Source organism: Pseudomonas sp. Y39-6 (assembly GCF_023651955.1).
GTDB lineage: Bacteria > Pseudomonadota > Gammaproteobacteria > Pseudomonadales > Pseudomonadaceae > Aquipseudomonas > Aquipseudomonas veronii.
In genome coordinates, this window is record NZ_CP069594.1 from 2,086,326 (window position 1) to 2,109,115 (window position 22,790).

The window sequence follows — 22,790 nt, forward strand, 5'->3', positions numbered from 1 at the left end:
ATGACGTCCGCACTGTTTATTCCGGAGCTGGGCCATTTGGCGATGATCCTCGCCCTGTGCTTCGCCATCGTCCAGGCCGTGGTGCCGTTGCTCGGCGCGTGGCGCGGCGACCGCCTGTGGATGAGCCTGGCGCAGCCGGCCGCCTGGGGCCAGTTTGCCTTCCTGGTGTTCGCGTTCGGTTGCCTGACCTACGCCTTTATGACCGACGATTTTTCCGTCGCCTATGTGGCCAGCAACTCCAACAGCGCCTTGCCCTGGTATTACAAGTTCAGCGCCGTGTGGGGCGCCCACGAAGGTTCGCTGCTGTTGTGGGCCCTGATCCTCGGCGGTTGGACCTTCGCCGTGTCGATCTTCTCCCGGCAACTGCCGCAAGTCATGCTGGCCAGGGTGCTGGCAGTGATGGGCATGATCAGCGTCGGCTTCCTGCTATTCCTGATCATGACTTCCAACCCGTTCAGCCGCATCTTGCCGCAGATTCCGGTGGACGGGCATGACCTCAACCCGCTGCTGCAGGACATCGGCCTGATCGTCCACCCGCCGATGCTCTACATGGGCTACGTCGGTTTCTCCGTGGCCTTCGCCTTCGCCATCGCCGCGTTGCTCGGCGGGCGCCTCGATGCGGCCTGGGCGCGCTGGTCGCGGCCATGGACCATCGTCGCCTGGGCCTTCCTTGGCATCGGGATCACCCTGGGTTCGTGGTGGGCCTATTACGAGCTCGGCTGGGGCGGCTGGTGGTTCTGGGACCCGGTGGAAAACGCGTCCTTCATGCCATGGCTGGTGGGTACGGCGCTGATTCACTCGCTGGCCGTCACGGAAAAACGCGGTGTGTTCAAGAGTTGGACGGTGTTGCTGGCCATCGCGGCGTTTTCCCTCAGCCTGCTCGGCACTTTCCTCGTGCGTTCGGGCGTGCTGACTTCGGTTCACGCGTTTGCGTCCGACCCTGCCCGCGGTGTGTTCATCCTGATGTTCCTGCTGTGTGTGGTCGGCGGTTCCCTGACCCTGTTTGCCCTGCGCGCGCCGGTGGTCAAGAGCCAGGTCGGCTTCAACCTGTGGTCGCGGGAAACCCTGTTGCTGGGCAACAACCTCGTGCTGGTGGTGGCCGCGTCGATGATCCTGCTCGGCACCCTGTACCCGCTGGTGCTGGATGCGCTGACCGGTGCCAAGCTGTCGGTCGGCCCGCCGTATTTCAACGCCTTGTTCATTCCGTTGATGGGCTTGTTGATGGTGGTAATGGCCGTCGGCGTGCTGGTGCGCTGGAAAGACACCCCGGTGAAATGGCTGGTGGGCATGCTAACCCCGGTGCTGCTGGGCAGCGCCGCCTTGGCCGTGATCGCCGGTATCGCTTATGGCGACTTCAACTGGGCGGTCCTCGCCACGTTCATGCTCGCCGCCTGGGTATTGCTGGCCGGCATGCGCGACATCGTCGACAAGACCCGTCACAAAGGCCTGATCAAAGGCCTGCCCACCCTGACCCGCAGCTATTGGGGCATGCAGATTGCGCACATCGGCATCGCCGTGTGTGCCCTCGGCGTGGTGCTCTCCAGCCAGAACAGCGCCGAGCGTGACCTGCGCCTGGCCCCCGGCGAGTCCATGGACCTGGCCGGTTACCACTTCATCTTCGAAGGCGCCAAGCACTTCGAAGGGCCGAACTTCACGTCCGACAAAGGCACCGTGCGCGTAATCCGCAACGGTAAGGAAGTCGCCGTGCTGCACCCGGAAAAACGCTTGTACACCGTGCAGAGTTCGATGATGACCGAAGCCGGGATCGACGGCGGTTTCACCCGTGACCTTTACGTCGCCCTGGGTGAGCCGCTGGGCGAAGGTGCCTGGGCGGTGCGCGTGCATGTCAAACCGTTCGTGCGCTGGATCTGGTTCGGCGGTTTGCTCACCGGTCTGGGTGGTGTGCTCGCGGCGCTGGACCGGCGCTATCGGGTCAAGGTCAAGAGCCGGGTGCGTGAAGCCCTGGGCCTGCAAGGAGCGGCGGTATGAAGCGTTGGTTGATGGTCGTGCCGCTGGCATTGTTTCTGCTGGTGGCGGTGTTCCTGTATCGCGGGTTGTACCTGGACCCGGCCGAGTTGCCCTCGGCCATGATCGGCAAGCCGTTCCCGGCGTTTTCCCTGCCGACGGTGCAGGGCGACAAGACCCTGACCCAGGCCGATTTGCTGGGCAAACCGGCGCTGGTCAACGTGTGGGGCACCTGGTGCATTTCCTGCCGCGTAGAACACCCGGTGCTGAACAAACTCGCCGAGAACGGCGTGGTGATCTACGGCATCAACTACAAGGACGACAATGCGGCGGCCTTGAAGTGGCTGGCGGAATTCCACAACCCGTACCAGCTGGATATCCGCGATGAAGACGGCAACCTGGGGTTGAATCTCGGCGTCTACGGCGCCCCGGAAACCTTCTTTATCGATGCCAAGGGCGTGATCCGCGACAAGTATGTCGGCGTCATCGATGAAGTGGTCTGGCGCGAACAACTGGCCGCCAAGTATCAGGCCCTGGTCGACGAGGCCAAGCCATGAAGCGCTGGTTAGCTGCTGCCGTATTGGCCCTGGGCCTGGCGGGCGTGGCCCACGCCGCCATCGACACCTACGAATTCGCCAACGACGCCGAGCGTGAGCGTTTTCGCGAACTGACCAAGGAACTGCGCTGCCCCAAGTGCCAGAACCAGGACATCGCCGACTCCAACGCGCCCATCGCCGCCGACCTGCGCAAAGAGATCTTCCGCATGTTGGGGGAGGGCAAGGACAACCAGCAGATCATCGACTTCATGGTCGACCGCTACGGCGATTTCGTGCGCTACAAACCGGCCCTCACCGGCAAGACCGCACTGCTCTGGTTCGGCCCCGCCGGGCTGCTGCTGGCTGGCATGGTGGTGATGGTGGTGATCGTCCGCCGTCGCCGCGCCGCGCCTACCGATGGTTCCGACGCGCTATCCCCCGACGAGCGCCAACGCCTCGACCAATTGCTGGACACCAAGACTGATGATTGATTTCTGGCTCGCAGCCGGTTTGCTGCTTCTGATTGCCCTGAGTTTCCTGTTGATCCCTGTGTTGCGCGGCCGTCGTGCCCAGCGCGAAGAGGATCGCACCGCGCTGAACGTGGCGCTGTATCAAGAACGCGTGGCCGAACTGCAAACCCAGCAGGACGAAGGCGTGCTCAACGCCACGCAACTCGACACCGGCCGCGCCGAAGCCGCGCGCGAATTGCTGGCCGACACCGAAGGCGTGGAAAAGCCCCGCGAATCGCGTCTGGGCAAACCGCTGCCGTTGCTCGCAGCGGTTTTAGTGCCTGTGCTGGGCATTGGCTTGTATCTGCACTTCGGTGCCAGCGACAAGGTCGAACTGACCCGCGAATTCTCCCAGCCACCGGTGTCCATGGAAGACATGACCCACCGCCTGGAACGCGCCGCCGCCGCCCAGCCGGATTCGGCAGAAGGCTTGTACTTCCTCGGTCGCGCCTACATGGCCCAGGACCGCTCTGCCGATGCCGCCAAGGTCTTCGAGCGCACCGTGGCCCTGGCCGGGCGCCAGCCGGAGCTGTTGGGCCAGTGGGCCCAGGCCCAGTACTTCGCCGACAACAAGCAGTGGTCGTCCAAGGTCCAGGCCCTGACCGACGAAGCCCTCAAGCTCGACCCGCGAGAAGTCACCAGCCTCGGTCTGCTTGGCATCGCGGCCTTTGAAGGCCAGCGCTACCAGGAGGCGATCGATTACTGGAGCCGCCTGCTGGCGCAACTGCCGCCCGAAGACAACTCCCGCGTCGCCCTGCAAGGCGGGATCGACCGCGCGGCAGAGCGGCTGAAAGCGAGCGGTGGCACCGTCGCCCAAAAAGCCGTGATGAAAGTGCGCGTGGACCTCTCCGCCGACATCAAGGCCAAGGCCCTGCCAAGCGACAGCGTGTTCATCTTCGCTCGCGCTGTCTCCGGCCCGCCGGCGCCGCTGGCGGCCAAGCGTGTGACCGTCGCCGACCTGCCGGTCACCGTCGAACTGGGCGATGCCGACGCAATGATGCCGCAGTTGAAACTGTCCAACTTCCCCGAAGTCCAACTGGTTGCGCGCATATCCCGGGCCGGTAAACCGACCAGTGGCGAGTGGATCGGCCGCAGCCAACCCTTGGCCAGCACTACCACTGCGCTGCAGCAGCTGACCATCGACAGTCCGGACAAGTAATTCGAGGAAACGCCTATGACCGCCCTTGCACGCATCACCCTGCTCAGCCTGGTATTGGGCTTGAGCGCTTGTGCGGTCCACCGCCCACCTCCGGCACCCACCGGCCCGACCATTCCCCCATCGGGCCCCTCGACCAAGCCAGCCACCAGGCCCTCCAGCCCGGTCACCGCACCCGCGAAAGCGCCACCGAGCAAGTCGCCGACCTTCGCCCCGCCACCCGGCGCGGCCAGCCACTGGGACGGCAAGATGCAGGTGTATGTGCTGGAAGACCAGCCCGACACCTTCTACCGCCAGCGCACCTACTACCGCTGGAGCAACGGCTGGAGCCGCTCCATCAGCCCGGACGGGCCGTGGGAAGAGACCGACGTGCATGGCGTACCGCCGGGGTTGAGCAAGCAGTACGCGCAGTGACAGAAGGCGACCTTTGGGTCGCCTTTTTCATGCCTGCAGTGTGGTCCTTCAAACGCTGGAGATCCAATGCCGGGGCCGGACTTGTCCGAGATAGAGGTCTGTCAGATAAAAATGATTTCCGAACTCAGCGCCATGAGTCCGTCATAGGCTGATGGCGTCATTCGGCGGATCTTCATCCTTACTCTCAACAAGTGCCGTTCGATAAAAGATTGTGCTGTCTTCGCACTTTCCACACGGACTGCCGCCATTCGCCCCTAGACGGACAGTTTGGGTGAAAAAATCGGCTCGACACCTACAAGCTGCTGGCGCGGCGTTGCTGCTTTCTTCGCCTTGTAGGACGGACCCTGTAGCGAGCAGGTAGGTATGAATGCCACCTCTGCGGACACGTACTTGGTGACCAGGGAATTGAGTTTCAGACAAGGCGAAAACTACTGCGATGGCATGGCGGAAAACCGCGCCTGTACTGCTGAAGGGCTGGGTCACATTGATTTCGTGATACTCGCACTTGAACTCCGCAGGATGGCGATCTGCGACACGCCCGCAATATCCGTATTGATTGAGACGGCGGCTGGTCAGCGAGCCGAGGAGGCCTGCGCGCCACAGTACGCCTACCGTAAAGGTAGGGCGAGATGAGCGAGGGGTAACTGCAAACCTGTAATTATGCTGCCCGGTAGCTCATAAGTTGAAGTTTGAGATTGCCCGTCAGGGGATGGTTGATGCGGTGTTGGGGATGTAACTCCATTAAATGAGAGGTTTCACTCAATAAAAAAGGAAGTTTCTATGTGTTGCCTACTTTTGTTGGAGTAGGAAGGAGGTCTTTTTTTAAACTTGGCGGTTGGCTCATAGTTGGTTCGTAGCGGATGGCAAGGCTCTAAGTCGCATGTTTCATAGGTTTGTTGGAAATAATTGATTTGTGGATTGACATGTGTGGCGTGATGCTAATAATTTTGTGTGCAATGCCTTTTTAAAGGCGGGTTGAAATTCATTTGTTATAAAAACAAGGATAATTATATGAGTGTTCAGAATCCGATCGGCGCGGGATCAAATGAAAGATCTACTCGTGGTGAAATATATAAAGTGTGCGAGGCTGGTTATAATGAAATCGCAAATGCGATAGTGCGGCACTCTGCCCTACGTGAGCTTGAGTCGTTTGGGAAAATTATTTCCGATAAGCCACTAAGTCATCCAGAAAGGGCTCTATTTTTTGCAACTATTTGGGCTTTCTTCAAGGATGTTCCGGCTGGAATCGTCGCATTGGCTGCGCGCGTTACGGATGAATGGATTAAAGAAGATATGTGGCACGGCACGGCTAAAGCCGCGCATATTCTTTACGCATCCGTGGATGAATACGGTCTACATCAACATAGCAAGCATATGTTGCCAACCCATCATCAAATGTTCAAACAACTGACCACTCACCTGGGACTTTCCGATGCTGAGCTGTTCAATCCTCACTACATTCTTCCTGAGGGCACCGCCATGGGTAATAATACCCATCGAATGTACCGTTCTGAGTTTTTAGGTGAGGCATTGGGTTTTCATTTGGCGTCAGAAATGACTTCCTCACGAGAGTTTCAGTTTTTCCTGAAAGGATTTCAAAAATATGCCGGCGAATATGGTCTGGTCGACGAAGATGACCCCGTTTTGGCATTCTTTGCGATTCATTGTGAGGTTGAACCTATGCATGTCGCGACCGGGCGCGAAATCATGATTTCGTACTTGGAGAAAAATCCAACTATTGCCCCGCATGCAATGCGCGGGGCGATGGCATTTATGGATGGGTTCGAGCAAATGTTTGCCGCTTTGAATCGGCGGCTGGCCTGAAAATCGAACTTCTGATAGTGAAGGACATTATTATGAGTCGGTCTTATGAGTGCCAGATTTGCCACTACGTTTATTCAGAGTCTTCAGGCGAGGCTCTAGTCGATATAGAACCCGGCACGACTTGGGATGAGATTGGGGAGGCGTTTCAATGCCCGCACTGCCAAGCGAAGAAAAAGCTGTTTATTGAGGTTCTGAGTTAGATGCAGGGTTTTCTGAGTTCGATGGTATTCGCCACAATGCTTTCCATAGGTTTTGGACCGATAGCCTTGATCATCCTGAGGCAGTCCATCGCCTGTGGCTTTCGCGGCGCACTACCTGGGGCTCTAGGTGCGGCAGTTGCAGATGCGGTTTTTGCGGCTGTCGCATTTTATGGTTTGCAGACAATCAAGGCATTTTGGCTAGCCAATAACCGTCTGTTGACCTGGGTGGCAATTGCTTACCTGTTTTATCTGGGGGGCATTACATTTGCAAAACATACAGCTGTGGCACAAGTAAAAACGACAGCAGGATTTATCCCGGTCTTTTTACTGACGCTAATGAACCCACTCACTATCGTAGCGATCTCCTCCTATGTGATTGCCAGCGGCACGCTGTTTGAGGGGCTCGGGCTCTACCTGAGTCTGGCGGGTTTTCTGGTGGGTTCATTTTTAGGTCAGATGTTATATGCGCTGGGTGGCAGCCTCATCAGGACTGCGCTGATCGATAATCCTGATCTTGATGTGATCAATCGTATCAGCGGTGGACTATTGATTGGCTTTGCGGTGTGGCAATGCGCGCGCGTTTTGTCTGGAGGCTGACCCTCTGCCTTCCGGGAAACCGTGCACAGTTCCTGCACCCGAACATGAAAGCGCCTACGCGCACGCCTGACCGAGTGCATAGCGCGTCACAATCCGATACTGTGGCCGCCGCCGTGAAACGTAGTCGGTCATGCAACAAATCTGCAGACAAGCGAAGAGGGTGTATTGATGGCGGGCAGGTTGATCTATCTCATCGGGCCATCGGGTTCGGGCAAGGACAGCCTGTTGGACGCTGCACGACCACGTTTGGCCGAGCGTGGCTGCCGCATTGTGCGTCGGGTGATTACCCGCTCGGCGGAAGCGGTGGGCGAGGCGGCACAGGGGGTGAGCGCCGAGCAGTTTGTCGCGATGCAAGCCGAGGGCGCGTTTGCGTTGAGTTGGCAGGCCAATGGGTTGTCCTATGGCATACCCACGGACATCGACGCATGGCTGGCGGCGGGGGAGGATGTGCTGGTCAACGGCTCCCGTGCCCACCTGGCGCAGGCCCGCGAGCGTTACCCGGCGTTGCTGGTGGTGTTGCTGAGTGTCGATCAGGCGGCGCTGCGCCAGCGCTTGCTGGCGCGGGGGCGTGAGTCGGTGGCGGATATCGATGCGCGCCTGGCGCGTAATGCACGGTTTACGGCGCAGTTGCTGGCCGGCATGGGGGCGGGGTTGCTCGTGCTGGATAACTCCGGCCCGCTGGAGCATACGGTCGAGTGTTTGCTGCGCTACCTGGACCCGTCAGCGCGTTGACAACCGTTCCACATACTCCACAAACGCCCGCGCCTTGGCACTCGCCATCCGCCCTGTCGGAAACACCGCCCATAAGTCCCGCGCCGGCAAATGCCAGTCGGTCAGCACCGGCTTCACCGCGCCACTGGCCAGTTCCGGCGCGAACATCCAGGCCGATGCCAGGGTCAGGCCCAAGTGGTTCAGCACAGCCGCGCGCACCCCTTCCGCCGCTGTGATGTGCAAGCGGCCATGGACGACGATCGGGTATTCGCGGGCGTCTCGGGTAAATGTCCAGCGCGCGCCCTCGCCCTGGGTGTAGATGACCGCCTGGTGTCGCAGCAGATCGACTGGCGTGGCGGGTTCGCCGAAGCGTTCGAAGTAGGCCGGGGTGCCCAGGATATGGCAGGGCGACGCCCCGATCTTGCGTGCGGTCAGCCCCGAATCGCTCAGGTTGCCCATGCGCAGGGCGACGTCGATGCCTTCTTCCACCAGATTGAGGCTGTGGTCGTCGAGTACTACATCGATGTTCAACCCAGGGTACTGCTCCAGGAACGGCCCCAGGTGCGGAAGGATATGCAGGCTGGCGAAGGTCACGGCGGCGCTGATGCGCAAGTTACCCGACAGCCCGGCGCCCGCGCTGCGGGCAGCGTCGTCGGCCTCGTTGGCCTCATCGATGGCGCGCTTGGCTTTTTCGAAATACGCCAGGCCCGCTTCGGTCGGCGTCAGGCCCCTGGTTGAGCGCATTACCAAGCGCACCGCCAGGCGCGCTTCCAACTGCGCGACGCTCTTCGACACCGCGGGCTGGCCGATGCCCAGGCGTTTGGCGGCGGCGGAGAACGAGCCGGTTTCGACAACGTGGACGAAGGTTTCCATGGCGGTCAGGCGGTCCATCGGGTGTCCCTTGCTTGTGATTGAGCGCATCGCGACGCAGTACGGCGCAAAGCCTACGGGGAATGGCTATGGCTTGTCACCCGCTCCCAGGCGGGGTTTATCGCCGTGAAGAAGCTTAAGTGGATATGTCTTTGTCTGGCGGGAATTGAAGTAAGCCAGTGACGGGTATTTGTTTAGAATTTGTTTTTTTATTGTAAAAGCAACCCGGTATTGGTGAGTCGGTTGTGTGGTTGGATGTTTAAATTGCAAATAAAATCCTGGTTGTCTGACTGCATGTTACGCAGCGTGTGGTTGTTTCAGCTGAAACTAAAATAGTGTTGGTCCGCTATTTTTCACTGTGCGAGATTATCGGCGATAACGATGAGCCTGGTTTAACGCGGCTCGCGGTTATTGATACTTAATCTCCGGATCGATTCGATTCGGTGTTCTTGTGTATTCATTAATAATACGAGTGCCGCACAATGAATGGACCTGATCTGTTTTCTGTAACTTCCCGCATGGGGTTTCCGATATCGGACCCCGGCCCGTTTGGTGCCGGGGCCTCGAAGAAACCGTCGTTTACGACGGACCAGGCGGCCAAACAAATCACGCGGGAAAATCATCGTTTCCGTGACCGTAACGGCGATCAGAAGATCGACTTGCACTACACGGTCGACGCGAGTTTCACCGCCCAGCAGAAACAGCGCGTGCACCAGGCAGTGCAAGCCTGGCAGGATGTGGCCAATATCAGTTTCCGCGAGCAGTCAAACGGTACGGACGGAGCGCTCAGTATCCACAACAACCCTCGCGGCGACCGGGGGGTTGCCGACTTGCCTCATGGTTCCACGAATCGGACAGCAGCCACGATCGGCACCCGGGGCGGGGCGGCTTCGCCTGCGCTGGGCAGTCACTTTTCGGTCACGGCTATTCATGAAATCGGTCACGCTATTGGCCTGCAACATCCGGGACGCTATAACGGCGACGGTGCCAACTACCAAAACGGCGCGGTCTACGCGCAGGACACCAAGGCACGCACCGTGATGAGTTACTGGTCGGAACGCCATCAATCCGGTCATGACTTCAGATCGCTCAATCCGTCTGCCCCGATGATGGACGATATCGCCGCGGCGCAACGCTTGTATGGCGCCAACCACCAGACCCGCAAGACCGACACCGTCTATGGTTTCAACTCCAATACCGAGCGCGAAGTGATGAGCCTTACCAGCGCCAGGGACAAACCGGTGTTCTGTGTGTGGGATGGTGGTGGTGTGGATACGCTGGATTTTTCCGGGTTTTCCCAGGATCAGAAGGTCGATCTGAATGCGGAGTCGTTCTCTGACGTGGGCGGCTTGAAGGGCAATGTGTCCGTCGCCAAGGGATGTGTTATTGAAAACGCGATCGGCGGTGCCGGTCGTGATGCCTTGATCGGCAATGATGCGGCCAACCGCCTCAAGGGCGGTGCCGGCGCCGACACGTTGAGGGGCGGCGGCGGCGCGGATACGTTTGTCTACGATAACGTCAGCGACTCCGCCGCACAGAGCCCCGACCTGATCGAGGACTTCACCAGCGGTACCGATAAGATCGACGTCTCGGGTGCGTTAAAAGCGGCAGGTGTGCGCGCCCTGGTGTTTACCGATCGGTTCAGCGGCCGCGCCGGTGAAGCGGTGCTCAAACACGATGCCAGTACGGGGGGGGCGAGCCTGGCCATTGATCTGAAGGGGACGGGCAACGCGGACATGGTGATCAACAGCAAGGGGCAGATCAAGCCTGGCGATGTACGGTGGGATGGGTCGCAGCCTGAAGTTCAGTCTGTGCCGACGCCAGCCCCAACTCCGACTCCAGCTCCAACCCCAACCCCAACCCCAACCCCAACCCCGCCGCCGGGTGAAACCCCAAACGGGCCGTCCGTACTGATCGAAATGCTTGCCAAGACGCTGTCAGCGTTCGTGTTACAGCTGCTGCAGATTATCGCCCCATCGTCCAGTGGCAGGCCGCGCTCGTAACCCCACCCACGATCCCGAGGCATCATGCCGTCAGGCAGTGACCGCCGAAGTGTGGCGCGAAGCACTGAGAAAGCGCAGCAGCGCCACCAGCGGGAACGCACTGCCCACCAGCATCACGCCCAGCCAGCCGCCGTGTTCGTACACGCTGCTGGCAATCGCCGAGCCGAAGGCACCGCCGATGAAGATGCTGGTCATGTACAGCGCGTTCAGGCGGCTGCGGCTGTTGGCGTCGAGGGCGTAGATGGCGCGTTGGCCGAGGACCATGTTCATCTGCACGCAGAAGTCGAGGACCACGCCGGTCACCGCCAGGCCGATCACGCTGTACAGCGGGTGGACGAAGGCCGGCAGGAAGCTCAACACCGCAAACACCATGGCCAGCAGTGACGCGCGGTGGGTGTGGCCGGCATCGGCCAGGCGCCCGGCGATGGGCGCGGCGATGGCGCCGATGGCACCGACCAGGGCGAAGATCGCGATCTGGGTCTGGCTCAGGCCATGGTTGCGCACCAACTCCAGCGGCGCGGCGGTCCAGAACAGGCTGAAGGTGGCAAACATGCAACCTTGATAAAAGGCGCGCTGGCGCAACAGCGGTTGTTCACGCAGCAGGGTGCCGAGGGAACGCAACAACTGGCCATAGCTGGCGCTGTGGTCGGGCTGGCGCTTGGGGATGGTCATCAGCAAGACCACGCTGATAACGGCCATCAACGCGGCGGCGGCCATGAACATCGCGCGCCAGCCGAAATGGTCGGCGACCACACTGGACACCGGCCGCGCCAGCAGGATGCCCAGCAACAGGCCGCCCATGATGCTGCCGACCACGCGGCCACGGGACTCGGCAGGTGCCAGGTGCGCCGCCAGTGGGATCAGGATCTGCACCGACACCGAGCTGAAACCGATCAACAACGACACCAGCAGGAACAGGTTCGGTTGCTCGGTAAACGCCGCACCCAGCAGGCTGGCGATGGCGATCACGGTGGTGCTGATCATCAGCTTGCGGTTTTCCAGCAAGTCGCCCAGGGGCACCAGGAAGAACAGGCCCAGGGCGTAGCCGATTTGCGTCAGCGATACGATCAGGCTGGCCATGGCGGGCGTCAGGCCGATGTCCGGCGCGATCAGCTCGATGATCGGTTGCGCGTAGTAGATGTTGGCGACGATGGCGCCGCAGCAAAACGCAAACAGCATCACCATCCCGCGGGTCATGGTGCTCGTAGCGTGGGGAGTAGCGTTCATGGTGTTCTCATAAAAGCGAAGGAAGATGGCGAGCGAGAGTAAAGACAAGACACTGCGACGAGTAGGCTGTTAGCGGTGATAACACTCATGCCGTGAAATGATGACTGAAGCCTTGGCGTTGGCTTCGAACGCCCATGATACATGCAGACGCACCGGCCGAAACAGGCGACCCGGCGGCCTGACGATCACGCTTGGCATCAAACGAATGTGGGGGCGGGCTTGCCTGCAATGCGGACACCCCGGTGTATCGGACACACCCGGGCGACGCTATCGCAGGCAAGCCAGCCCCCACATTGGCTCGCGTTTCTTCAGTGCAAGCGGCTTACTGCCCGTTGTAGATCTGGTCGAACACCCCGCCATCGTTGAAGTGGGTTTTCTGCACGGTGCGCCAGTCGCCAAAGGTCTTCTCGACCGACAGGAAGTCGACTTTCGGGAAACGATCGGTGTACTTGGCCAGCACTTTCGGGTCACGCGGGCGCAGGTAGTTGTTGGCCGCGATTTCCTGGCCTTCCGGCGACCACAGGTACTTCAGGTAGTCTTCGGCGACTGCGCGCGTGCCTTTCTTCTCGACCACTTTGTCCACCACCGTGACCGGTGGCTCGGCTTCGGCGGAGACACTTGGGTAGACCACTTCGAACTGATCGCGGCCGAATTCGCGGGCGATCATTTCCGCTTCGTTTTCAAAGGTCACCAGCACATCGCCGATCTGGTTGGTCATGAACGTCGTGGTCGCGGCACGGCCACCGGTGTCCAGCACGGGCGCCTGCTTGAACAGCTTGCCGACAAAGGCCTTGGCCTTGTCTTCGTCACCGCCGTTCTTCAGCACGTAGCCCCAGGCCGACAGGTAGGTGTAGCGACCGTTCCCCGAGGTCTTCGGGTTGGGCACGACCACTTGCACACCATCCTTGAGCAGGTCCGGCCAGTCTTTCAGGGCTTTCGGGTTGCCCTTGCGCACGATAAACACGGTGGCCGAAGTGAACGGCGCGCTGTTGTTCGGCAGGCGGGTAGCCCAGTTGTCCGGCACCAGTTTGCCGTTGTCGACCAGGGCGTTGATGTCGGTGGCCATGTTCATGGTGATTACATCAGCCGGCAGGCCGTCGATCACCGAGCGCGCTTGTTTGCTGGAGCCGCCGAAGGACATCTGCAAGGTCAGCTTGTCGTTCGGGTGCTCGGCTTCCCAGTGTTTCTGGAAGGCGGCGTTGTAGTCCTTGTAGAAATCGCGCATCACGTCGTAGGACACGTTGAGCAGGGTGGTCGGTGCGGCCTGGACGACACCGGCCAATGCAAGGCCGGCGGCCAGAAGAGAGGCGCTAACGAGTTTTTTCACTGCTCATTCCTTGTTGTACGAGAGTAGAGAGAGGCACTTTGCCAGCGACTATAGCCGGGGGGGCACATTCGCTTAAAGATCAAAAAGATCTTTGCTTATTTCAACTTATTAAACAGTGCATTGCCACACCGTGAACAAAACGCCGCGTTCGCGTCATGGGTGTTTTTCTTGCACACCGGGCAGTCCGTTTGCAACTGTTCACCGCGCATGGCGTTGGCCAGTTCGGCGGTGAAGATCCCGGTGGGCACGGCGATGATCGAATAACCGGTGATCATCACCAGGGACGAGATCACCTGGCCCAGCGGGGTCTTGGGCACGATATCGCCGAAGCCCACGGTGGTCAGGGTCACGATCGCCCAGTAGATGCCCTTGGGGATGCTGGTGAAGCCGTTCCCAGGCCCTTCGATCACATACATCAAGGTGCCGAACACCGTCACCAGGGTGCAGACGCTGAGCAGGAACACCACGATCTTCTGCTTGCTGCCGCGCAACGCCGACATCAGGTAGTTGGCCTGCTTGAGGTACGGCCCGAGCTTGAGCACCCGGAAGATGCGCAGCATGCGGATGATGCGGATGATCAACAGGTACTGGGCATCGCTGTAATACAGCGCGAGGATGCCGGGCACGATGGCGAGCAAATCCACCAGGCCATAGAAACTGAAGGCATAGCGCAACGGCTTGGGCGAGCAGTACAGGCGCAGGCCATACTCGATGGCGAAGATGACGGTGAAGCCCCACTCGATGTAGGCCAGCACGGCGGCGTAATTGTCGTGGACTTCCTGGATGCTGTCGAGGATCACCACCACCAGGCTGGCGAGAATGATCAGCAGCAGGGTGCTGTCGAAACGCCGCCCGGCCGGTGTGTCACTCTGGAAAACCATGACATAGAGACGCTGGCGCCAGTCGTTGTTGCTGTCCATCACGTTCGCCCCTATCGAATATCGGGCAAGCCTAGGGGGATTCGAACGGGCTGTCCACGCGGGCTTTGTGCCACATCCGGCGGCTGGCGCGCACCAACCAGCAGGCGAGGATAAAGGGCGCGGTCAACGCGGGCAGGTGCAGCGCGGCAAAACCGGGGGTGAGGATGATCGCCAGGGCGATGCCGGCCAGCGGCAACCCAGGTCGGCGGCGTGTGCCGCTCAGGGCCAGGGCGGCCAGCGCCGGGTTGTAGCTGTGCAGGCCGAGGAGGGCGCCGACGGGCTCGCCCAGCAGCAGGGCGAACAGCACGCCGAGGACGGCGCCGGTCAATGCCCATGCTGCGGCACGGCGGTTGGCCAGGCATAACCCGAGCGCAATCAATGCGCCGGCCAGGGGCTGGTCCAGCAGCAGGATTTGCGCGAGGCCGCTAAAAGGCGCGCTGACGATGCCGAGAGCGTCGGGTTCGCGCAAGGCTACGGCGCTTTCGGCGGCCGCGCCCAGCAGCAGCCAGCCGAGGCCGACAAACGGCGCGGTATAGGCGGGCAAGGCCTCGGGCTGGGTGGTGTGTCGCAGCCATTGTCGGGCCAGGATCGCACTCAGGCCGCCGCAGGCGAGGATCAGCGGCACCACCATGACCGACCAGGCAAAGTGCTGGCTGATCAACAGGCCCAGCAACACACCGTTGTAGCTGTACAGGCCGGCCTGGCGTTCCGCCTTGGGATAGTCGCGGCGCTGGGCCGTGAGCAAGCCGGCGAGACCACCCAGCAGTGCACCGCCGAGCAGGGCTGGAGCGCCGAGCAGGATCGCCAGCAGACATAGCAGACCACACAGCGGCTGGCGCTGCAGGACGATCTGGCTGAAGCCGTTGAGCAGCGCTTCGGCCCAGTCGGGGCAGGAGGGAGTGGGCATTGTTGTGTGATTCAGTGAGAGCGAGTTGTCCTCATCGCAGACTTGCCTGCGATGAGGCCCTGACCGGCGCTAGATCAACGTCTGATCGACCCCGGTTGAGCAACCCGCAGTTTCGGCCCTTGCAGGTCCATCGGGATGCTGAAGGGGGCATTCAACAGGGTGGGCAGCCTCGAGAATCAGAATGGCGCGAAAGTCGTTGACGTTGGTGCGGGTCGGTTCGGTGATGATCAGATCGTCGAGGGCGGCGAAATAGCCGTAGCCATTGTTGTTGTCCAGCTCGTCGCAGGCCGACAGCCCCAGCGCTTCGGCGCGGGCGTAGCTGGTGGGGGTCATGAGCGCGCCGGCGTTGTCTTCCGAACCGTCGATGCCGTCGGTATCGCCGGCCAGGGCGTAGACGCCGGGCAGGCCCTTGAGGCTGTCGGTGAGGCTCAGCAGGAATTCGGCGTTGCGCCCGCCACGGCCAGTGCCGCGCACGGTCACGGTGGTTTCCCCGCCGGACAGGATCACGCATGGCGCCGCCAACGGCTGGCCGTGCTGCACGATCTGCCGGGTGATCCCGGCGTGGACCTTGGCCACGTCCCGCGCTTCGCCTTCGAGGTCGCCGAGGATCAGCGGGCTGAACCCGGCCTGGCGGGCTTTTACCGCGACCGCTTCCAACGACTGTTGTGGGCGGGCGATCAATTGGAAGTGGCTGCGGGCGAGCAGCGGGTCGCCGGGTTTGACGGTTTCCGAGGCCGGGTTCTGCAACCAGCTGCGCACGGACGCCGGCGCGTCGATGCCATAGCGCTTGAGAATGGCCAGGGCCTGTTGCGAAGTGCTTGGGTCGCCGACCGTGGGGCCGGAAGCGATCACCGTGGCCAGGTCGCCCGGCACATCGGAAATCGCGTAGGTATAGACCGTCGCCGGCCATGCCGCCCTGGCCAGTCGGCCGCCCTTGATCGCCGAGAGGTGCTTGCGCACGCAATTCATCTCGCCGATGGTGGCGCCGGATTTGAGCAGGGCTTTGTTGATGGCCTGTTTGTCGGCCAGGCTGATGCCTTCGGCGGGCAGGGCGAGCAACGCCGAACCACCGCCGGAGAGCAGGAAGATCACCCGGTCGTCTTCGCTCAGTTGGCTGATCAGCGCCAGCACACGCTGCGCCACTTTGATGCCGGCAGCATCCGGGACCGGGTGGGCGGCTTCGACCACTTCGATTTTCTGGCACGGCGCGCCATGGCCGTAGCGGGTGACCACCAGGCCCGTGACTTCACCGTGCCAGGCGTTTTCCACGACCAGCGCCATGGCGGCCGCGGCTTTGCCGGCGCCGATCACAATCACCCGGCCGCTGCGGTCGGCGGGCAGGTAGGCTTCGAGGACTTGCCGGGGATGGGCGGCGTCAATGGCTGTGGCAAACAGCTCGCGAAGCAGGTGTTGCGGATCGACCGACATAAGCGGGCTCCCGGGGATTTTTTTGTTATTAGAGATGCAGCAATTGCGGCTATTGAAATGCGATCAACCTGTGGGAGGGGGCGTGCTCCCTCCCACATTTGACGGCATTTCAAAAGGGCAGCGGTGTGGGTTATTTGTCGCGAATCGAGAAGTTCGCCATATGCTCCAAGCCCTTGATCAACGCCGAGTGGTCCCAGTTGCCGCCCCCGATCGCGGTGCAGGTGCTGAACACCTGTTGGGTGCCAGCGGTGTTCGGCAGGTTGATCCCCAGCTCCTTGGCCCCGGCCAGCGCCAGGTTGAGGTCCTTCTGGTGCAGGTTGATGCGAAAGCCCGGATCGAAGGTGCCCTTGATCATGCGTTCGCCGTGTACTTCAAGGATCTTCGACGAGGCGAAGCCGCCCATCAGCGCTTCACGCACCTTGGCCGGGTCGGCGCCGTTTTTCGCGGCGAACAGCAGCGCTTCGGCCACCGCCTGGATGTTCAGCGCGACGATAATCTGATTCGCCACTTTGGCTGTCTGGCCGTCGCCGTTGCCGCCGACCAGAGTGATGTTCTTGCCCATGCTCTGGAACAGCGGCAAGGCACGCTCGAAGGTCTGCGGCTCACCGCCGACCATGATGCTCAAGGTGCCAGCCTTGGCCCCGACTTCACCGCCGGACACCGGCGCATCGAGGTACTGCGCGCCGGTCTGGTTGATCCTGGCGGCAAAGGCCTTGGTGGCGGTGGGGGAGATCGAGCTCATGTCGATCACCACTTTGTTCGGCGACAGGCCGGCGGCCACGCCATCGGCGCGGAACAGCACGTCATCGACCTGCGGGGTGTCGGGCACCATGACGATGATGAATTCGGCTTCCTGGGCGACGTGCTGCGGGGTGGCCAGCGCGATGGCGCCGGCGGCGATCAACTCGGCTGGCGCCTTGCCGTGATGCTCGGACAGGAACAGTTGGTGACCGGCTTTTTGCAGGTTGGCGGCCATGGGTTGGCCCATGATGCCGGTGCCGATGAATCCGATTTTAGCCATGAAAAAATCCTCTTTTTATTCGATAGAGCGCGGTCTGCCAAACACATGGGGTCCAAATGTGGGAGGGGGCAAGTCCCCTCCCACAGGTTGGTTGCGTGTTGTGCCTGTCAGAGGGCGTTATGGGTCTTGAGCCAACCCAAACCCGCTTCGGTGGTGGTCAACGGCTTGTATTCACAGCCGACCCAACCCTGATAACCGATACGGTCCAAATGCTCGAACAGGAACCGATAGTTGATCTCCCCGGTCCCGGGCTCGTTGCGACCCGGGTTATCCGCCAGTTGGATGTGGTTGATCTCACCCAGATGCGCAGCCAGGGTGCGGGCCAGATCGCCTTCCATGATTTGCATGTGGTAGATGTCGTATTGCAGGAACAGATTGGCGCTGCCCACCTGTTCGCGAATCGCCAGAGCCTGCGCGGTGTTGTTCAGGTAGAACCCAGGGATGTCGCGGGTGTTGATCGCTTCCATCACCAGCTTGATACCCGCCGCTTGCAGGGTGTCGGCGGCGTATTTGAGGTTGGCGACAAAGGCCTTTTCTATGATGGCATCGTCCACGCCCTGCGGCCGGATGCCCGCCAGGCAGTTGACCTGGGTGTTGCCCAGCACCTGGGCGTAAGCGATGGCCAGGTCGACCCCGGCGCGGAACTCCTCGACCCGATCCGGGTGGCACGCCAGGCCCCGTTCGCCCTTGGCCCAATCGCCGGCCGGCAGGTTGAACAGCACCTGGGTCAAGCCATTGGCATCCAACTGCGCCTTGATTTCGGCAGAGCTGAATTCGTAGGGGAACAGGTATTCGACGCCTGCAAAGCCCGCATCGGCGGCCGCTTTGAAGCGAGCGAGAAACGCCTGTTCGGTGAACAGCATGGACAGGTTGGCGGCAAAGCGCGGCATAGGGTTCTCCTTAATCGAGCAGGGAAATGGCAGTCGGCGCATCGTTGCCGACCAGGGCCAGATCTTCGAATTCGTTGACGGCGTTGATCTCGGTGCCCATGGAAATATTGGTCACGCGCTCCAGAATAATCTCAACGATCACCGGAACCTTGAATTCTTCGAGCATTTCCTGGGCGCGGCGCAGTGCCGGCTGGATCTGGCCGGGCTCGAACACGCGCAGCGCCTTGCACCCCAGGCCTTCGGCGACCGCGACGTGGTCGACACCATAGCCGTTGAGTTCCGGGGCGTTGAGGTTGTCGAAAGACAACTGCACGCAGTAGTCCATTTCGAACCCGCGCTGGGCCTGGCGGATCAGCCCCAGGTAGGAGTTGTTCACCACTACGTGGATATACGGCAGCTTGAACTGCGCGCCCACGGCCAGTTCTTCGATCATGAACTGGAAGTCATAGTCGCCGGACAGCGCCACCACCTTGCGGCTCGGGTCGGCCTTGACCACACCGAGCGCCGCCGGGATGGTCCAGCCCAACGGGCCGGCCTGGCCGCAGTTGATCCAGTGACGCGGCTTGTAGACATGCAGGAATTGCGCGCCGGCAATCTGCGACAGGCCGATGGTGCTGACGTAGCAGGTGTCCTTGCCGAACACCTGGTTCATCTCTTCGTACACCCGTTGCGGCTTGACCGGCACGTTGTCGAAGTGGGTCTTGCGCTGCAAGGTGGCCTTGCGCTGCTGGCAGTCATGCAGCCAGGCGCTGCGGTCCTTGAGTTTGCCTGCGGCTTTCCACTCGCGGGCGACTTCGATGAACATCGTCAGTGCGGCCCCGGCGTCGGAAACGATGCCGAGGTCCGGGGTGAATACGCGACCGATTTGCGTCGGTTCAATGTCGACGTGAATGAACGTGCGCCCCTCGGTGTACACCTCCACCGAACCGGTGTGGCGGTTGGCCCAGCGGTTGCCGATGCCGAGCACCACGTCGGCTTTCAGCAGCGTCGCGTTGCCATAACGGTGCGACGTTTGCAGGCCGACCATGCCTACCATCTGCGGGTGATCGTCGGGGATGGTGCCCCAGCCCATCAAGGTCGGGATCACCGGGATGCCGGTCAACTCGGCGAACTCCACCAGCAGGTCGCTGGCATCGGCATTGATCACGCCGCCACCGCTCACCAGCAGCGGGCGTTCGGCCTGGTCGAGCAGGGCCAGGGCTTTTTCCACCTGGATGCGCGTGGCCAGCGGTTTGGCCAGGGGCAGCGGCTGGTAGGCGTCGATGTCGAATTCGATCTCGGCCATCTGTACGTCGAACGGCAGGTCGATCAGCACCGGGCCAGGGCGGCCGGAGCGCATTTCATAAAAGGCCTTCTGGAACGCATACGGCACCTGGCCGGGTTCGAGGACCGTGGTCGCCCACTTGGTCACCGGCTTGACGATGCTGGTGATGTCCACGGCCTGGAAATCTTCCTTGTGCATCCGCGCCCGGGGGGCCTGGCCGGTGATGCACAGGATCGGAATCGAGTCGGCCGAGGCGCTGTACAGGCCGGTGACCATGTCGGTGCCCGCCGGGCCCGATGTGCCGATGCACACGCCGATATTGCCGGCCTTGGTGCGGGTGTAGCCCTCGGCCATGTGCGAGGCGCCTTCAACATGGCGAGCAAGGACGTGATCGATGCCACCGACCTTCTGCAAGGCCGAATACAGCGGGTTGATCGCGGCGCCTGGGATACCGAAGGCGGTGTCTACCCCTTCACGACGCATCACCAGAACGGCGGCTTCGATTGCTCTCATTTTGCTCATTGTTTTGGTGCCTCTTGCGTTTTGTAATTGTATACAAGTGGTGTTTGGTCGAAGTGTATTCACGGCGAGCGCCACAGGTCAATGCATTTTATTCAGTAGCCTTTGCGTTCGTCGGAAGGTCTTTGCAGGGCATTTTTTCGACATTCGGTAGGTTTGTGCGAAAATATTGTATACAAAAGATAACTCTATTGTGTTCTATTTGTCGCATCCGGTATCTGTTCCAACAGAGCCCACGGCTTTCCCATAACAAGATAAGGACGGCACCCATGAGCGCTTTAACCTTGAAAGTCGCAGTCAACCTGGCCGGCCAGGCCCTCGCCGCAGGCCGCGCCATTGCCTCGGCACCGCTGACCATTGCGGTGCTGGACGGCGGCGGTCACCTGATCACCCTGCAACGGGACGACGGCGCCAGCCTGCTGCGCCCGCAGATCGCCATCGGCAAGGCCTGGGGCGCGATTGCCCTGGGCAAAGGCTCACGCTTGCTCGCGCTGGATGCGCAGCAACGTCCGGCGTTTATCGCCGCATTGAACAGCTTGGGTCAGGGCAGCGTGGTGCCGGCGCCGGGCGGGGTGTTGATTCGGGATCAGGAAGGGCTGGTGCTGGGGGCGATCGGGATCAGCGGGGACACGTCGGATATTGATGAGCAGTGTGCGATCACGGCGATTGAAGCGCTGGGTTTGTGGGCGGATGCGGGGGTGTCAGCCTGATTATTGGATGACTGTCTGGGCCTTATCGGGAGCAAGCTCCCTCCCACATTTGACGGTATTCACAAATAGAAATGTGTGAACACAGTTAAAGGTGGGAGGGAGCTTGCTCCCGATTGCCACAGGCGCCTCGGTGTTTTAGTCCGGCGCACAGCCCTTGAGCACCAACCGAATAATCGTCTGCGCCGCCGCCTCGTAATCCGCCTCATCCAATTTGGCCTTGCCGGTCACCGCCGAAATCTGCCAATCGAAATCCGCATAGGTCTGGGTTGCGGCCCAGATGCTGAACATCAAGTGATTGGGATCGATCGGCGCAATCAACCCGCGGTCCACCCAGTGCTGGATGCACTGGATATTGTGCTTGGCCTGGGCGTTGAGTTGCTCGACCTGTTCGGCGCTCAGGTGCGGGGCGCCGTGCATGATTTCGCTGGCGAACACCTTGGAGGCGAAGGGCAGGTCGCGGGAGATGCGGATTTTCGAGCGGATGTAGTTGCTCAGTACCACCGCAGGCTCACCCTCCGGGTTGAACGGCGTGGAGGCTGCCAGGATCGGCTCGATGATGCTCTCGAGCACTTCGCGGTAGAGGTTGTCCTTGGACTTGAAGTAGTAGTAGACGTTGGGCTTGGGCAGCCCGGCCTTGGCGGCGATGTCGCTGGTTTTGGTCGCGGCGAAGCCCTTGTCGGCAAACTCCTCGCTCGCCGCCCGCAGGATCTTTTCTTTGTTGCGCTCGCGAATGCTGCTCATAAACCAGAGGGTTCCTTGCCATGACAGGCGGTTGCGCATGGTAGCACCGGCCATCCGCGAGCCTCAACAATGTGCCCGCGACACTCTTGGGGTCGATCGTGCATCCAGGTTTTGGCCTACAAAAAACTCGGAAATAGACTATCTGTAAAATATAGACGAATTGTTTAGGTTGGCGTAGTGTCCGCTGGGTCAGTGACTGAGCCTGCGTCAATCACCCGTGTTCCTTCGGGTTAACCAGGCCTCAGGCACTACCCAGAATAAAAATAATTCGGTAGGTGCCTTCATGAAACAGGTCAAACAGACGCTCTATGCCGTAACGATCACCCTCGGGCTGTTGTCGGTGGCCCATGCGCAGCCGCTGCGTTTCGCCACGGAGGGTGCTTATCCGCCTTTCAACTACGTGGACTCGAATAACCAACTACGTGGTTTTGACGTCGATATGGCGAACGCCCTGTGCGCCAGGCTCGGCGTCGAATGCACGATTGTTGCCCAGGACTGGGAGGGCATCATCCCGGGCCTGCTCGCGAAAAAGTACGACGCGATCATCGCCTCGATGGCCATCACCGAAGAGCGCCAGAAGACCGTCAGCTTCACCCAGCCCTACAACCGCACGCGCATGGTTCTGGCAGTGCCCAGGGGCAGCGACATTCAGGACGCCGCGCCGGCCACGTTGTCCGGCAAGACGGTCGGCGCTCAGTCGTCGTCCACCCAGGGTATCTACAACCAGGATGTCTATGGCGCCAATGGGGCGCGGGTCAAGTTGTACGTCGGCCAGGACGAGGCCAACAGCGACCTGCTCAACGGCCGCCTGGATGCGGTGGTCAACGACAGCGCGCCAATGCAGGAGTGGTTGAAGAACACCGACCCGCAGTGTTGCCGGGTGCTGGCTATCCCCGGTACGCAAAGCGACGCCGGTATTGCCGTGCGCAAGGCCGATGAGGCGTTGCGCGCCAGGCTGAACCAGGCCATCGCGGACGTGATCGCCGACGGCACGTATCGACAGCTCAAGTTGGCCCATGGCCTTGAGGATGATTAAGCGCGGGGGCGTCTT

Annotated in this window: 23 protein-coding genes; 13 read left to right on the forward strand and 10 right to left on the reverse strand. The window is 61.0% G+C overall.

Annotated elements, in window-relative coordinates; genetic code table 11:
- The 10 genes from JN756_RS09595 to phnN all read left to right on the forward strand — a co-directional run bounded on the left by JN756_RS09595 (position 1) and on the right by phnN (position 7,933).
- Positions 1 to 1,989, forward strand: coding sequence for a heme lyase CcmF/NrfE family subunit (locus tag JN756_RS09595; RefSeq protein ID WP_201022054.1), 1,989 nt, complete (start codon positions 1 to 3; stop codon positions 1,987 to 1,989).
- On the forward strand, positions 1,986 to 2,522 hold the full coding sequence (locus tag JN756_RS09600) for a DsbE family thiol:disulfide interchange protein (RefSeq protein ID WP_017849440.1): 537 nt from the start codon (positions 1,986 to 1,988) through the stop codon (positions 2,520 to 2,522). Before JN756_RS09595 ends, JN756_RS09600 begins: the two co-directional genes overlap by 4 nt.
- The gene (locus JN756_RS09605; protein WP_017849441.1) at positions 2,519 to 2,992 is read left to right on the forward strand and encodes a cytochrome c-type biogenesis protein; all 474 of its coding nucleotides are present in this window, start codon (positions 2,519 to 2,521) and stop codon (positions 2,990 to 2,992) included. Before JN756_RS09600 ends, JN756_RS09605 begins: the two co-directional genes overlap by 4 nt.
- Entirely contained in the window at positions 2,985 to 4,169 is a 1,185-nt protein-coding gene (gene ccmI, locus JN756_RS09610) for a c-type cytochrome biogenesis protein CcmI (protein WP_201022055.1), read from the forward strand. The genes JN756_RS09605 and ccmI overlap by 8 nt, the downstream gene beginning before the upstream one ends.
- A 15-nt stretch (positions 4,170 to 4,184) precedes the next feature.
- On the forward strand, positions 4,185 to 4,580 hold the full coding sequence (locus JN756_RS09615) for a hypothetical protein (RefSeq protein WP_017849443.1): 396 nt from the start codon (positions 4,185 to 4,187) through the stop codon (positions 4,578 to 4,580).
- A 363-nt stretch (positions 4,581 to 4,943) separates the two neighbouring features.
- Positions 4,944 to 5,213, forward strand: coding sequence for a hypothetical protein (locus JN756_RS09620; RefSeq protein ID WP_046384218.1), 270 nt, complete (start codon positions 4,944 to 4,946; stop codon positions 5,211 to 5,213).
- A gap of 378 nt (positions 5,214 to 5,591) precedes the next feature.
- Positions 5,592 to 6,404: an iron-containing redox enzyme family protein gene (locus tag JN756_RS09625; protein ID WP_046384217.1), complete on the forward strand. Its 813-nt coding sequence runs from the start codon at positions 5,592 to 5,594 to the stop codon at positions 6,402 to 6,404.
- Positions 6,405 to 6,436: 32 nt separating this feature from the next.
- Positions 6,437 to 6,604 carry a rubredoxin gene (locus JN756_RS32205; protein WP_017849446.1) on the forward strand — a complete coding sequence of 56 codons (168 nt, stop codon included), beginning with the start codon at positions 6,437 to 6,439 and terminating at the stop codon, positions 6,602 to 6,604.
- Positions 6,605 to 7,201: a LysE family translocator gene (locus tag JN756_RS09630; protein WP_046384216.1), complete on the forward strand. Its 597-nt coding sequence runs from the start codon at positions 6,605 to 6,607 to the stop codon at positions 7,199 to 7,201. It begins immediately after the preceding gene.
- 168 nt (positions 7,202 to 7,369) lie between these two features.
- Complete coding sequence (phnN, locus tag JN756_RS09635; RefSeq protein ID WP_017849448.1) at positions 7,370 to 7,933, forward strand: phosphonate metabolism protein/1,5-bisphosphokinase (PRPP-forming) PhnN; 564 nt, start codon at positions 7,370 to 7,372, stop codon at positions 7,931 to 7,933.
- On the opposite strand, the gene JN756_RS09640 is transcribed toward phnN, so the two are convergent.
- On the reverse strand, positions 7,922 to 8,803 hold the full coding sequence (locus JN756_RS09640) for a LysR family transcriptional regulator (protein ID WP_201022056.1): 882 nt from the start codon (positions 8,801 to 8,803) through the stop codon (positions 7,922 to 7,924). The genes phnN and JN756_RS09640 overlap by 12 nt on opposite strands.
- Before the next feature lie 461 nt (positions 8,804 to 9,264).
- Here JN756_RS09640 and JN756_RS09645 point away from each other — a divergent pair, with 461 nt between their 5' ends.
- Positions 9,265 to 10,785 carry a M10 family metallopeptidase C-terminal domain-containing protein gene (locus JN756_RS09645; protein WP_236255095.1) on the forward strand — a complete coding sequence of 507 codons (1,521 nt, stop codon included), beginning with the start codon at positions 9,265 to 9,267 and terminating at the stop codon, positions 10,783 to 10,785.
- Between the two features lie 30 nt (positions 10,786 to 10,815).
- Here JN756_RS09645 and JN756_RS09650 read toward each other — a convergent pair whose 3' ends face one another.
- From JN756_RS09650 to gcl, 8 genes are all read right to left on the reverse strand, one after another.
- Positions 10,816 to 12,012, reverse strand: coding sequence for an MFS transporter (locus JN756_RS09650; RefSeq protein WP_026140344.1), 1,197 nt, complete (start codon positions 12,010 to 12,012; stop codon positions 10,816 to 10,818).
- Positions 12,013 to 12,334: 322 nt separating this feature from the next.
- Positions 12,335 to 13,339, reverse strand: a complete 1,005-nt coding sequence (locus tag JN756_RS09655) for a sulfate ABC transporter substrate-binding protein (protein WP_046384213.1) — start codon at positions 13,337 to 13,339, stop codon at positions 12,335 to 12,337.
- Positions 13,340 to 13,434: 95 nt separating this feature from the next.
- A complete protein-coding gene (locus JN756_RS09660; RefSeq protein WP_079443172.1) occupies positions 13,435 to 14,259 on the reverse strand; it encodes an ion transporter in 825 nt (274 codons plus the stop codon).
- A gap of 31 nt (positions 14,260 to 14,290) precedes the next feature.
- Positions 14,291 to 15,166 carry an urea transporter gene (locus JN756_RS09665; protein ID WP_126587911.1) on the reverse strand — a complete coding sequence of 292 codons (876 nt, stop codon included), beginning with the start codon at positions 15,164 to 15,166 and terminating at the stop codon, positions 14,291 to 14,293.
- A 69-nt stretch (positions 15,167 to 15,235) separates the two neighbouring features.
- Entirely contained in the window at positions 15,236 to 16,594 is a 1,359-nt protein-coding gene (locus tag JN756_RS09670) for a glycerate kinase type-2 family protein (RefSeq protein WP_201022057.1), read from the reverse strand.
- Between the two features lie 130 nt (positions 16,595 to 16,724).
- Complete coding sequence (locus tag JN756_RS09675) at positions 16,725 to 17,615, reverse strand: 2-hydroxy-3-oxopropionate reductase (protein WP_046486391.1); 891 nt, start codon at positions 17,613 to 17,615, stop codon at positions 16,725 to 16,727.
- Between the two features lie 107 nt (positions 17,616 to 17,722).
- Positions 17,723 to 18,505, reverse strand: coding sequence for a hydroxypyruvate isomerase (hyi, locus tag JN756_RS09680; RefSeq protein ID WP_126587907.1), 783 nt, complete (start codon positions 18,503 to 18,505; stop codon positions 17,723 to 17,725).
- Positions 18,506 to 18,515: 10 nt separating this feature from the next.
- On the reverse strand, positions 18,516 to 20,291 hold the full coding sequence (gene gcl / locus JN756_RS09685) for a glyoxylate carboligase (RefSeq protein ID WP_017849458.1): 1,776 nt from the start codon (positions 20,289 to 20,291) through the stop codon (positions 18,516 to 18,518).
- Positions 20,292 to 20,557: 266 nt separating this feature from the next.
- Between gcl and JN756_RS09690 the strand changes: the two genes are divergently transcribed.
- Entirely contained in the window at positions 20,558 to 20,998 is a 441-nt protein-coding gene (locus tag JN756_RS09690) for a GlcG/HbpS family heme-binding protein (protein WP_057003710.1), read from the forward strand.
- 135 nt (positions 20,999 to 21,133) lie between these two features.
- Here the strand turns inward: JN756_RS09690 and JN756_RS09695 are convergent, their stop codons facing one another.
- Entirely contained in the window at positions 21,134 to 21,739 is a 606-nt protein-coding gene (locus tag JN756_RS09695; protein ID WP_046384206.1) for a TetR/AcrR family transcriptional regulator, read from the reverse strand.
- A 283-nt stretch (positions 21,740 to 22,022) separates the two neighbouring features.
- On the opposite strand from JN756_RS09695, the gene JN756_RS09700 reads away from it, so the two are divergent.
- Complete coding sequence (locus tag JN756_RS09700) at positions 22,023 to 22,775, forward strand: transporter substrate-binding domain-containing protein (RefSeq protein ID WP_108524425.1); 753 nt, start codon at positions 22,023 to 22,025, stop codon at positions 22,773 to 22,775.
- Positions 22,776 to 22,790: the final 15 nt, after the last annotated feature.

What these genes read in the sequence shown, in the direction of transcription:
- JN756_RS09595 (WP_201022054.1), top strand. Translation starts at nt 1, where the DNA reads ATGACGTCCGCACTGTTTATTCCGGAGCTGGGCCATTTGGCGATGATC.
- JN756_RS09600 (WP_017849440.1), top strand. Translation starts at nt 1,986, where the DNA reads ATGAAGCGTTGGTTGATGGTCGTGCCGCTGGCATTGTTTCTGCTGGTG.
- JN756_RS09605 (WP_017849441.1), top strand. Translation starts at nt 2,519, where the DNA reads ATGAAGCGCTGGTTAGCTGCTGCCGTATTGGCCCTGGGCCTGGCGGGC.
- ccmI (WP_201022055.1), top strand. Translation starts at nt 2,985, where the DNA reads ATGATTGATTTCTGGCTCGCAGCCGGTTTGCTGCTTCTGATTGCCCTG.
- JN756_RS09615 (WP_017849443.1), top strand. Translation starts at nt 4,185, where the DNA reads ATGACCGCCCTTGCACGCATCACCCTGCTCAGCCTGGTATTGGGCTTG.
- JN756_RS09620 (WP_046384218.1), top strand. Translation starts at nt 4,944, where the DNA reads ATGAATGCCACCTCTGCGGACACGTACTTGGTGACCAGGGAATTGAGT.
- JN756_RS09625 (WP_046384217.1), top strand. Translation starts at nt 5,592, where the DNA reads ATGAGTGTTCAGAATCCGATCGGCGCGGGATCAAATGAAAGATCTACT.
- JN756_RS32205 (WP_017849446.1), top strand. Translation starts at nt 6,437, where the DNA reads ATGAGTCGGTCTTATGAGTGCCAGATTTGCCACTACGTTTATTCAGAG.
- JN756_RS09630 (WP_046384216.1), top strand. Translation starts at nt 6,605, where the DNA reads ATGCAGGGTTTTCTGAGTTCGATGGTATTCGCCACAATGCTTTCCATA.
- phnN (WP_017849448.1), top strand. Translation starts at nt 7,370, where the DNA reads ATGGCGGGCAGGTTGATCTATCTCATCGGGCCATCGGGTTCGGGCAAG.
- JN756_RS09640 (WP_201022056.1), bottom strand. Translation starts at nt 8,803, where the DNA reads ATGGACCGCCTGACCGCCATGGAAACCTTCGTCCACGTTGTCGAAACC.
- JN756_RS09645 (WP_236255095.1), top strand. Translation starts at nt 9,265, where the DNA reads ATGAATGGACCTGATCTGTTTTCTGTAACTTCCCGCATGGGGTTTCCG.
- JN756_RS09650 (WP_026140344.1), bottom strand. Translation starts at nt 12,012, where the DNA reads ATGAACGCTACTCCCCACGCTACGAGCACCATGACCCGCGGGATGGTG.
- JN756_RS09660 (WP_079443172.1), bottom strand. Translation starts at nt 14,259, where the DNA reads ATGGACAGCAACAACGACTGGCGCCAGCGTCTCTATGTCATGGTTTTC.
- JN756_RS09665 (WP_126587911.1), bottom strand. Translation starts at nt 15,166, where the DNA reads ATGCCCACTCCCTCCTGCCCCGACTGGGCCGAAGCGCTGCTCAACGGC.
- JN756_RS09670 (WP_201022057.1), bottom strand. Translation starts at nt 16,594, where the DNA reads ATGTCGGTCGATCCGCAACACCTGCTTCGCGAGCTGTTTGCCACAGCC.
- JN756_RS09675 (WP_046486391.1), bottom strand. Translation starts at nt 17,615, where the DNA reads ATGGCTAAAATCGGATTCATCGGCACCGGCATCATGGGCCAACCCATG.
- hyi (WP_126587907.1), bottom strand. Translation starts at nt 18,505, where the DNA reads ATGCCGCGCTTTGCCGCCAACCTGTCCATGCTGTTCACCGAACAGGCG.
- gcl (WP_017849458.1), bottom strand. Translation starts at nt 20,291, where the DNA reads ATGAGCAAAATGAGAGCAATCGAAGCCGCCGTTCTGGTGATGCGTCGT.
- JN756_RS09690 (WP_057003710.1), top strand. Translation starts at nt 20,558, where the DNA reads ATGAGCGCTTTAACCTTGAAAGTCGCAGTCAACCTGGCCGGCCAGGCC.
- JN756_RS09695 (WP_046384206.1), bottom strand. Translation starts at nt 21,739, where the DNA reads ATGAGCAGCATTCGCGAGCGCAACAAAGAAAAGATCCTGCGGGCGGCG.
- JN756_RS09700 (WP_108524425.1), top strand. Translation starts at nt 22,023, where the DNA reads ATGAAACAGGTCAAACAGACGCTCTATGCCGTAACGATCACCCTCGGG.